This is a genomic window from Actinoplanes utahensis (genome assembly GCF_016862455.1).
Classification (GTDB): domain Bacteria; phylum Actinomycetota; class Actinomycetes; order Mycobacteriales; family Micromonosporaceae; genus Actinoplanes; species Actinoplanes utahensis.
Genome location: NZ_BOMZ01000122.1, coordinates 1 through 9,516, shown reverse-complemented (window position 1 = coordinate 9,516; position 9,516 = coordinate 1). Strand labels below are relative to the sequence as shown.

Annotated in this window: 6 protein-coding genes and 1 pseudogene; 5 read left to right on the top strand and 2 right to left on the bottom strand. The window is 72.3% G+C overall.

The window, feature by feature from the left end; all coding sequences use genetic code 11:
• Positions 1-431: 431 nt before the first annotated feature.
• Both Aut01nite_RS42290 and Aut01nite_RS42285 read left to right on the top strand, forming a co-directional pair.
• On the top strand, positions 432-1,205 hold the full coding sequence (locus Aut01nite_RS42290; RefSeq protein WP_043533648.1) for a class I SAM-dependent methyltransferase: 774 nt from the start codon (positions 432-434) through the stop codon (positions 1,203-1,205).
• 185 nt (positions 1,206-1,390) lie between these two features.
• Positions 1,391-2,494, top strand: coding sequence for a lysylphosphatidylglycerol synthase transmembrane domain-containing protein (locus Aut01nite_RS42285; RefSeq protein ID WP_084000187.1), 1,104 nt, complete (start codon positions 1,391-1,393; stop codon positions 2,492-2,494).
• Here the strand turns inward: Aut01nite_RS42285 and Aut01nite_RS42280 are convergent.
• Positions 2,470-3,198 carry a RibD family protein gene (locus Aut01nite_RS42280; protein ID WP_052164651.1) on the bottom strand — a complete coding sequence of 243 codons (729 nt, stop codon included), beginning with the start codon at positions 3,196-3,198 and terminating at the stop codon, positions 2,470-2,472. The genes Aut01nite_RS42285 and Aut01nite_RS42280 overlap by 25 nt on opposite strands.
• A 98-nt stretch (positions 3,199-3,296) precedes the next feature.
• Here Aut01nite_RS42280 and Aut01nite_RS42275 point away from each other — a divergent pair, with 98 nt between their 5' ends.
• The 3 genes and pseudogenes from Aut01nite_RS42275 to recQ all read left to right on the top strand — a co-directional run.
• The gene (locus Aut01nite_RS42275; protein ID WP_043533617.1) at positions 3,297-3,956 is read left to right on the top strand and encodes a GTP cyclohydrolase II; all 660 of its coding nucleotides are present in this window, start codon (positions 3,297-3,299) and stop codon (positions 3,954-3,956) included.
• Between the two features lie 50 nt (positions 3,957-4,006).
• Positions 4,007-5,929 (top strand): SpoIIE family protein phosphatase, encoded by a 1,923-nt coding sequence (locus tag Aut01nite_RS42270; RefSeq protein WP_043533645.1) that lies wholly within the window; start codon positions 4,007-4,009, stop codon positions 5,927-5,929.
• 36 nt (positions 5,930-5,965) lie between these two features.
• Positions 5,966-7,810: pseudogene (gene recQ / locus Aut01nite_RS42265) on the top strand (DNA helicase RecQ); the annotation flags it as partial.
• Positions 7,811-8,461: 651 nt separating this feature from the next.
• Here recQ and Aut01nite_RS42260 read toward each other — a convergent pair.
• Positions 8,462-9,244: a YceI family protein gene (locus tag Aut01nite_RS42260; RefSeq protein WP_236643214.1), complete on the bottom strand. Its 783-nt coding sequence runs from the start codon at positions 9,242-9,244 to the stop codon at positions 8,462-8,464.
• Positions 9,245-9,516: the final 272 nt, after the last annotated feature.

The window sequence follows — 9,516 nt, the reverse complement described above, 5'->3', positions numbered from 1 at the left end:
TCCGGCGAACACCGGCCGGGACGCACGAGGCCCGGCGAACACCGACCGGGACGCACGAGGCCCGGCGAACACCGAGCCTGACGGCTTGAGCAGAGCGACGATGCCGAGGAGGCACGAAGATGACCGAGGTGCACGGCAGGGTCGGGACGGGCGGGCGTCGCGCGGCGCCCGGCGGGAACGCGACGTCCGATGACGCCGGGATCCCCACCGATACGGACGGTGGGGCGCCGGTCTCGGACGACGTCGCCGGGGACCGACCGGACGCGGGAAACGGCGGTGGCGCTGAGGTGGCGACGTCGAGTGAGAGCGGGCCGGTCGCCGGTGGTGGGCGTCCGGGCGGGGCGCTGCCGGGCGCCGGGCCACGCGACGCGAACGCCCCGGGCGGCGAGCTGGGGACGTTCAGTGAGACCGGGCCCGCCGGCGCCGGAACGGTGGACGAGACGACCGGGGAGTTCAGCGCCACCTGGCTGGGGCTGCGGGAGCCGGCGGACGCCGCCGCACGAGCGCTCGACCTGGTGGAGCGGTTGCCGGAGACGGTACGGACCGTTCGCGATCTGGGATGCGGGACGGGTTCGCTCGGGCGCTGGCTGTCGCCGCACCTGGCCACGCCCCAGCACTGGATCATGACGGACCTGGATCCGGCGCTGCTGCTGCGGGCCGCCGACGGGATGCCCGCCGGGACGACGGTGCGCACTCAGCAGCTGGACGTGACCGATCTGACCGCGGCGGATCTGGCGGGCACCGATCTGGTCACCTGTTCGGCGCTGCTGGACCTGCTGACGGCCGAGGAGGTGGAGCGGCTGGCGGCGGTCTGTGCCGAGGCCCGGGTGAGCGTGCTGTTCACCCTTTCGGTGACCGGCGAGGTCCGGCTGGCACCGGAGGATCCGCTCGACGGGCAGGTGGCGGAGGCTTTCAACGAGCATCAGCGGCGTACGCACGACGGCCGCCGCCTGCTCGGCCCGGACGCCCCCGAGGTCGCGGCGGAGGCGTTCGGCAAGGCCGGAGCGCGCGTGACCGTACGCCCGAGTCCCTGGCGCCTCGGCCCCGCCCTGCCCGCACTGACCGCGGAGTGGCTGCGCGGCTGGGTCGGCGCCGCTCGCGAGCAGCGTCCCGACCTGCCCCTCGACGACTACCTGGACCGGCGCCTGGCCTCGCTCCCGCATGCCTCCGTCGGCCACGCGGACCTTCTCGCGATCTTCGACTGAGGCAACCGGGTGTATCGGCAGCCACCGGGTGTATCGGCTTCGGGCGCGTACGGCGGCCGAAGCCGGCACCCGGAGGGGTGGGAACACCCGTCGAGTGAGATCTTCGAGTGAACACGATCTTCAAGTGAACCGCGGGGCGCGGCACGGGCGTACTAGTTCCTGAAAGCGACGAGGGGACTGGAACCGTGAACCGATCGATCTGGGCGTGGCTGCGGCTGCTGGGTGGCGCCGGGATTCTGGCCTTGGTGCTGTGGCGACTCGGGACCGGCGCGTTCCTGGACGGCATCCGGGTTCTCGACGGCGGCGCGCTGCTGGCGGCGCTGGCGATCGGCGCGGCGACCACGGTGCTCAGCGCGTGGCGGTGGTGTCTGGTGGCGCGCGGGCTCGGCATGAGGCTGACGCTGAAGGACGCGACCGCCGACTACTACCAGGCGCTGTTCCTGAACGCGGCCCTCCCGGGCGGGATCCTCGGTGACGTCGGGCGCGCGGTACGGCACGGCCGCGACGAAGGCGATCTGGGCCGCGGGGTCCGGGCGGTGGTCCTGGAGCGGACGGCCGGCCAGCTGGTGCTGCTCGGGGTCGGGGCGGCGGTGCTCCTCTCCGTACCCTCACCCGTCCTTGATCTCCTGACGTCGCACGGACCGCAGGTCGCCGCGGCAGCCGCAAGCGTCGCCTCGGCCGGCGTCCTGATCCTCCTCGGCCTGCGGGCCCTGCGGAACCGGGGCAGCGCCAAGGCCAGGACCGGCCTGGCGGAGATCCGCGCGGGGCTGCTGTCGCGGCGCAGCGGACCGGGCGTGCTGCTGGCGTCGGCGGCGGTGCTGGCCGGGCATCTGGCGACGTTCCTGGTGGCTGCGTACGCGGCGGGCACCTCGGCGTCGTTGCTGGAGCTGGCGCCGCTGCTGCTGCTGGCGCTGATCGCGATGGGTCTGCCGGTGAACATCGGCGGCTGGGGTCCGCGGGAGGGTGTGATGGCCTGGGCGTTCGGCGCGGCTGGCCTGACCGCGGCGCAGGGTCTGACGATCGCGGTGGCTTACGGCATTCTGGCCTTCGTCGCGGCGCTCCCGGGCGCGGCGATCCTGACGGTACGGATGGTCGCGCGCCGCGCCGCAACGAGGAGACCGCGCACGGTGGCGCCGGCGATGGCGACGACCTCGGTCGTCGTGCCGGCGCCCGCGATGGGGCGGCAGCAGATCGTCGTGCCGGCGCCCGCGATGGCGCCGCCGCCGATCGTCGTGCCGCTGCCGCTGCCGGTGCGTCAGCCCGCTTACTCCGGGAGCGTCGCGGCTTGATCCAGCCGTTCGCCGTGTTCCCCGAACCGCTCCGACAGCGCGTACCGCAGCAGCACCACGTCGCCGATCGGGCGGACCTCGGCCAGGGTGGCCCGGTTCTTCGCGGACCACGGGAAGTCGCCGTCGTGCACGAACCGCGGCGCCCGCGAGTCACCGACGAAGAACGGGGCCACCACCAGCTGCAGCTCGTCGGCCAGCCCGGCCGTGAGGAACTGGGTGTGCATCCGGCCGCCGCCCTCGACCATGAGCCGCCGCACGCCGCGGGTGGCCAGGTCGGCCGCGACGAGCCGGACGTCGACCGGGTCGCCGCCGTCGACGACGACGGCCCGGCCGCCGAGCCGCTCCCGGGCGGCGTCCAGCGCGGGCGTCGCACAGTAGACCAGCTTGTCCGCCCCGCCCGTGGTGAAGAACGACGCGTCCGGGTCGAGGTGGCAGCTGCCCGTTACGGTGACCTTCACCGGGTCCGGATGCTCCCCTCGGGCGATCCGGGCGGCGCGGCGGGCCGCGGAGCGCACCAGCAGGCGCGGGTTGTCCTGGCGGATCGTCGCGGCGCCGACCAGGATCGCGTCGCACCCGGCGCGGACCGCGTCCACCCGGTCGAAGTCGGCGTCGTTGGACAGGAGCAGCCGCTCCGCGCCGGCGTCGTCGAGGTAACCGTCGATGGACATGCCACAACTGAGCAAGGTGTAAGGACGATCAGCCACTGATGACGCCTCCAGAGATTGTCCTCACCATTATCCCCGTGTGCGGGAAGCGATCTCTGGGCAGTGCATCTGACGGCGCGAACCAATGAGGAGGACCGATGTTCGAAGCCCCGGCGATCACCAAGGCGAGTATCCGGCGGCAGGTCACCGTACCGCTGCGTTTTCCCGACGGTTACACGACCAGCGCGCGGGTGATGACGTTCGACGGGCTCGCCGACGGCAAGGAGCATCTCGCGCTCGGTCTCGGCGACTGGCAACGGGCCCTGACCAAGTCGGCGGCCGGCGGCCGGGCGCCGCTGGTGCGGCCGCACAGCGAGTGCCTGACCGGGGACGTCTTCGGCAGCCAGCGCTGCGACTGCGGTCCGCAGCTGCGCGAGGCGGTGGAGCGGATCGCCGAGCAGGGCGGGTTCCTGCTCTACCTGCGGCAGGAGGGCCGCGGCATCGGCCTGTACGCGAAGCTGGACGCCTACGCTCTCCAGGACGACGGCCTCGACACGTACGAGGCGAACGTCGCGCTGGGCCGCGGTGAGGACGAGCGGGACTACACCGCCGCCGCGCAGATGCTGCTGGCTCTGGGCGTGGACCGGGTCCGGCTGCTCAGCAACAACCCGGACAAGGCCGGTCAGCTCACCGGCCTGGGCATCGACGTGACCCAGCGGATCCCCACCGGGGTCCACGTGTCCGCGGCGAACGTGCGATACCTGTCGGTCAAGGCGTCGCACACCTCGCACACGATCGACCTCCCCCTGGCCGAGTGACGTTCGGCTCCTTCTGGCGGCTCCTCCGGCACGATGGCAGGGTGACGGGCGTGGGCATTCCGGAAGCGGGCGATCTCGATGCGCTGATCGCCGCCGTGGATCAGCTGCCGTTCATCGTCGCCGTCTGCGAAGGGCCGGACCTGCTGCTGGTGGCGTACAACGCGGCCACCAGGGCGGTCCTGCCCGGACGGGACGGACTGGGCCGGCCGATCCGTGAGGTGATCAGCGATCTCGCCGGTCAGCAGTTCGTGGACGCCTACTACGAGGTCTACCGCACCGGTACGCCGATCATGGGCCGGCAGTGGCGGGTACACCTGGACCAGCCCGACGGGTCGGTCCACGAGATGTACGCCACGTTCACCATCGTCCCGTGGCTCGCCGCGGACGGCGGCCTGCGCGGGGTGATCGGGGCGGCGTTCGACGTCACCGCCCTCGCCCGCGACCGGCAGGCCGCCGAACAGGAGACGGAACGGCTGCGCCGGCGCTACGAGCAGAGCCGGGACGTGATCGACGCGTTGCAGCGGGAGCTGCTGCCGGCCGGGCTGCCGGTGCTGCCCGGCCTTCAGGTGGCCGCCGGCTACCTGCTCGCCGACGCGGACACCCGGGCCGGCGGGGACTGGTTCGACGCGGTCACCACACCGGACGGTCGGATCGCCCTGATCACCGGCGACGTCGTCGGGCACGGGGTGACCGCGTCCGGGGTGATGGGGCAGCTGCGGGCGGTGCTGCAGGAACGGCTCGACGCCGGGGCCGATGTGGTGGAGGCGCTGTCCGCGGTGGACCGGCTGGCCGGGCGGGTACGGGCGGCGTACGCGGCGACCGTCTGCCTGGTCGTGCTGGATCCGGGCAGCGGGGAACTGTCGTACTGCACGGCCGGGCATCCCGCGCCGCTGGTGATCCCGGCGTCCGGCCCGGCACGGTACCTGCCCGGAACCCGGGGCACGCCGCTCGGCACCGGCGGCACGTTCCCGGTGGGCCGGGCCCGCCTCGACCTCGGCGACACCCTGCTGCTCTACACCGACGGCATCCTGGAACGGCCCGGCGCCGGCCCGGACCCCGACGGCGAGCTGGCCCGGGTCGCCACGGACGCGGCGGCCGGGCGGGCCCTGCACGATCCGGCGGCCACCGTCGCCGAACGGGTCTGCACCCAGACCCTGGAGCTGCTGGTCCGGGCGGGCGGGCACGCCGACGACATCACCCTGCTGGCGGCGCAGCGCGTTCCCCCCGTACCGGAGATGGTCCTCGATCTCCCGGCGCAGCCGGAGGCCCTGCGCGGCTCCCGGGTCGAGATCGCCCGCTGGCTGGGCGCGGCCGGCGCCGCCGCGAACGACGTCTTCCAACTCCAGCACGCCATCGGCGAACTGGCCACCAACGCGATCGAACACGCGGCCGGCGGCGACAAGGTGCAGATCCGGGCCCGGCTGGAGGCGTCCGGGGTGGTCGAGGCGACGGTCACCGACCACGGCGGCTGGCGGGCGCCGGAACGCCGGCCGACCCGCGGCCGCGGCCTGGCGCTGACCGCACAGCTGGTGCAGAGCCTGCGGGTGGAACCCGGCCCGGACGGGACGATCGCCACCGTGCGGTACCCGCTGAGCCGTCCGGGACGCCTGATGACCAGCCTCGACGAAGCGGTGCCGGCGGCTGTGCCGGCCGGTGATCTGACGATCACCGAGCTTCCGGGCGACGACGAGACGCGGGTACGGGTGGACGGTCCGGTGGATGCGGCGACTGCTTCCCGCGTACGCCAGGAGCTGTTGCGCCGCAGCCGTGGCGGCACCGTGCCGATGACCGTCGACCTGTCCGGGGTCGGCCATCTGTCCAGCGCCGGAGTGTCGGCGCTGCACGAGTTGGCCGCGCAGCATCAGCTGGAGAAGACGCCGCTGACCCTGTTCGCGGCGCCCGGGAGCCCGGCCCGGCGGATCCTCGACCTGGTCGGTCTCCAGTCGTCCACCGACCACTCATCCACAGGGTGAATCCGATCAGCCGTTCGGTTCTCTAGACTTCGCCGGGTGACTTCGGCTCCCCCGATCCCCGTGTCCAGTGCCATCGACGCCCTCAACAGGGTTTTCGGCTACCCATCGTTCCGTGGGCAGCAGGGCGACATCGTCGATCACGTGATCGCCGGTGGCGACGCGCTGGTGCTGATGCCGACCGGTGGCGGCAAGTCGCTGTGCTACCAGATCCCCGCGCTGGTCCGGCCCGGCACCGGGGTGGTGATCTCGCCGCTGATCGCGCTCATGCAGGACCAGGTCGACGCGCTGCGCGCCCTCGGCGTCCGGGCGAACTTCCTGAACTCCTCGCAGGAGCTGGAGGAGCGGCGGCTCGTCGAGGCCGAGTTCGTCGCCGGTGAGCTGGACCTGCTCTACGTGGCGCCGGAAGGTCTCGGCACCGCCGGCGTGCAGCGGTTGCTGGACCGCGGCAAGATCTCGCTGTTCGCGATCGACGAGGCGCACTGCGTGGCGCAGTGGGGCCACGACTTCCGGCCCGACTATCTGGCCCTGTCGATGCTGCACGAGCGCTGGCCGGACGTGCCGCGGATCGCGCTGACCGCCACCGCCACCACGACCACCCGCGACGAGATCGCCACCCGGCTCCAGCTGACCGGCGCCCGGCACTTCACGGCCAGTTTCGACCGGCCGAACATCCAGTACCGGATCGTGCCCAAGAACAACCCGTCCCGGCAGCTGCTCGACCTGCTGCGCACCGAGCACGCCGGACACTCCGGGATCGTCTACTGCCTGTCCCGCGCCTCGGTGGACAAGCACGCCGAGTTCCTGTCGCAGAACGGGATCCCCGCGCTGCCGTACCACGCCGGGCTCGACGCCCGGACCCGCGCCGCCAACCAGGCCCGCTTCCTGCGCGAGGACGGCCTGGTGATGGTGGCGACCATCGCCTTCGGCATGGGGATCGACAAGCCCGACGTACGGTTCGTCGCCCACCTGGACCTGCCGAAGTCCTTGGAGGGGTACTACCAGGAGACCGGGCGCGCCGGACGGGACGGGCTGCCGTCGACCGCCTGGCTGGCGTACGGGCTCCAGGACGTCATCCAGCAGCGCAAGATGATCGAGGGGTCGGAGGGGGACGCGGCGTTCCGCCGTAACGCCGCCCGGCACCTCGACGCGATGCTGGCGCTGTGCGAGAGCGTGACCTGCCGCCGCTCGCAGATCCTGTCCTACTTCGGTGAGGACACGGCCGGCACGTGCGGCAACTGTGACACCTGCCTGACCCCGCCCGAGTCGTGGGACGCGACAGTGCCCGCGCAGAAACTGCTGTCCACGGTGCTGCGGCTGCAGAAGGAACGCGGGCAGAAATTCGGCGCCGGCCAGTCCATCGACATCCTGCTCGGCAAGAAGACCGACAAGGTCAGCCGGTTCCGGCACGACGAGCTGACCGTCTTCGGCATCGGCGCCGACCTGCGGGAAGCCGAATGGCGTGGGGTCGTGCGGCAGTTGCTGGCCGGCGGGTTCCTGGCGGTCGAAGGCGAGTACGGGACGATCGTCCTGACCGAACGCAGCCGGGAAGTGCTGCGCGGCGAGCGGAAACTGATGATGCGCCGGGAGGTGGCGGTCGCCAAGTCGCGGTCCGGCAGCGCCTCCCGGTCCTCCGGTTCGTCCGCCCCCTCGCCCGCGGCCGCGGACCTCTCCCCCGAGGCGTCGGAGCTGTTCGAACGGCTGCGTGCGTGGCGGACCACGATGGCGCGGGAGCAGCAGGTCCCGCCGTACATCATCTTCAACGACGCCACCCTGCGCGGCATCGCCACCCTGGCCCCGCAGACCCTCGACCAGCTGGCCACGGTGAGCGGCGTCGGCCAGGGCAAACTCAGCAAGTTCGGCGACCAGGTGCTGTCCACCGTCCGCGGCGACGCCGGCCCGGACGCGGCCACACCCGCCGAGACCGCCGAGCCTGCCGAGCCCTCCGCATTCGCCGCCGGACCGTCCGCACCCGTCGGCCCCTCGGCACCCGCCGCGGCGGCCGCCGGCCCGGACCCGTCCGCCGCCGATCCGGACCTGTCCGCCGCCGATCCGGGCTCGTCCGCCGCTGGTCCGGGCCTATCCGCCGCCGATCCGGCATCCGGCCGGCTGTTTTCGACGGAACCGGTCGCCCCGCGTGCTCAGCCCTCGCGGCCCGCCACCCCGCCGCCCGTCGCCCCGCGCTCGTCCGGCTCCGGGTCTTCCGGCTCGCGGCCGGTGTATCACGGGACGGCCGACGATTCTGATGCGATTCCGCTGCCGCCCGAGCCGGACTTCTTCGACGACCCCGGTTACGAGTAGCCGGACGCAGCCCACGACTGCCGGACCCGCCCGTCCCATGGGCGAGCGGGTCCGATCCACGGGCGACGAGGTCCGGCGCACGGGCGAGGAGGCCCGCTCACGCGCGAGCGAACCCATCCCGTGGGCAAGCAGGCCCGGCCACGCGCAAGCGGGCACGGGCGAAGGGCGAGGAGGCCCGCTCACGCACGAGCGGGGGGTGCGCCAGGGGTGGGCCGGCAGTCGTGGGCTTCGTGGTCAGGAGCTGCGGATGGCCTCGCCCGCCAGTTCGATCCGGACCTTCTTGCCGACGAGGACGCCACCGGCCTCCAGCATGACGTTCCAGATCAGGCCGTAGTCCTCCCGGTCGATCTCGGCGGTGGCGCTGAACCCGAAGATCTCTCGCCCGTACGGGTCACGCCGCGCCCCGCCGAACTCCATGTGCATGTCGACCGGCCTGGTCACGCCCTTGATCGTCAGGTACCCCTTGATCACGAAGCGGCCGGAGGCCCGGGTCGCCGCCGGCGGCAGATCAGCGACCGTCCCCCGGCGGCCGAGCGGATTGTTCCGCAACCGCGCCCAGTTGAAGATCGGATCGCTGTCGGCCTCCCAGGCGATGCCGGTACTGCGGTACTCCAACGTCGGATGACGTGCCACATCCAGAAAATCGGCACTCGACAGATGCGCGTCCCGCTCCGGATGGTGCGTATTGATACTCGCCGAGCGGATGGTCGCACTGATCGACGATCGCAGCGGATCGGTCCCCACCACGATCGTCGCCGCCCCGTCGGCGAATTCCCCCCGAATCGGACTGACCATCATGTGCTGCGCCACGAACCCGATCCGTTTGTGGGCATCGTCCAGCGTGTAAACCCCTGGATCGGGAATGATCAGACCGTTCCATTCACGGACCGGCCGCTCGACCGTCACGTAGCTCTCCCCCTCGGCAACATCGTCACCGCACAGCGGCGCACGAGCCCCTCTGGCTCTCCGATGCCGATTTCGCCGAGATTCTATGCACCCCATTGTTCGGGCAGTCACCCCCAGGAATGCATCACGTGTCCGCCACCACAGTGGACCGGCCTCCCGGATTCGTCCATCACCTACAAATCACCCCGCTCCGCCCAGTCTCCACACGGCCGAAACGCAATTCCGCCAGCCATTTGCCACCGATCAACACTCCCGCGTCAGAAGCGCGACACCAATCAGCCCGGGGAACGACCGCAAGAATCCTCATTCGCCACTCCCGCCGGCAGCCGACCGCCACCCAACCCGAACCCGCGAGCCACCGCGCGACGACGCGCGAACCGGAG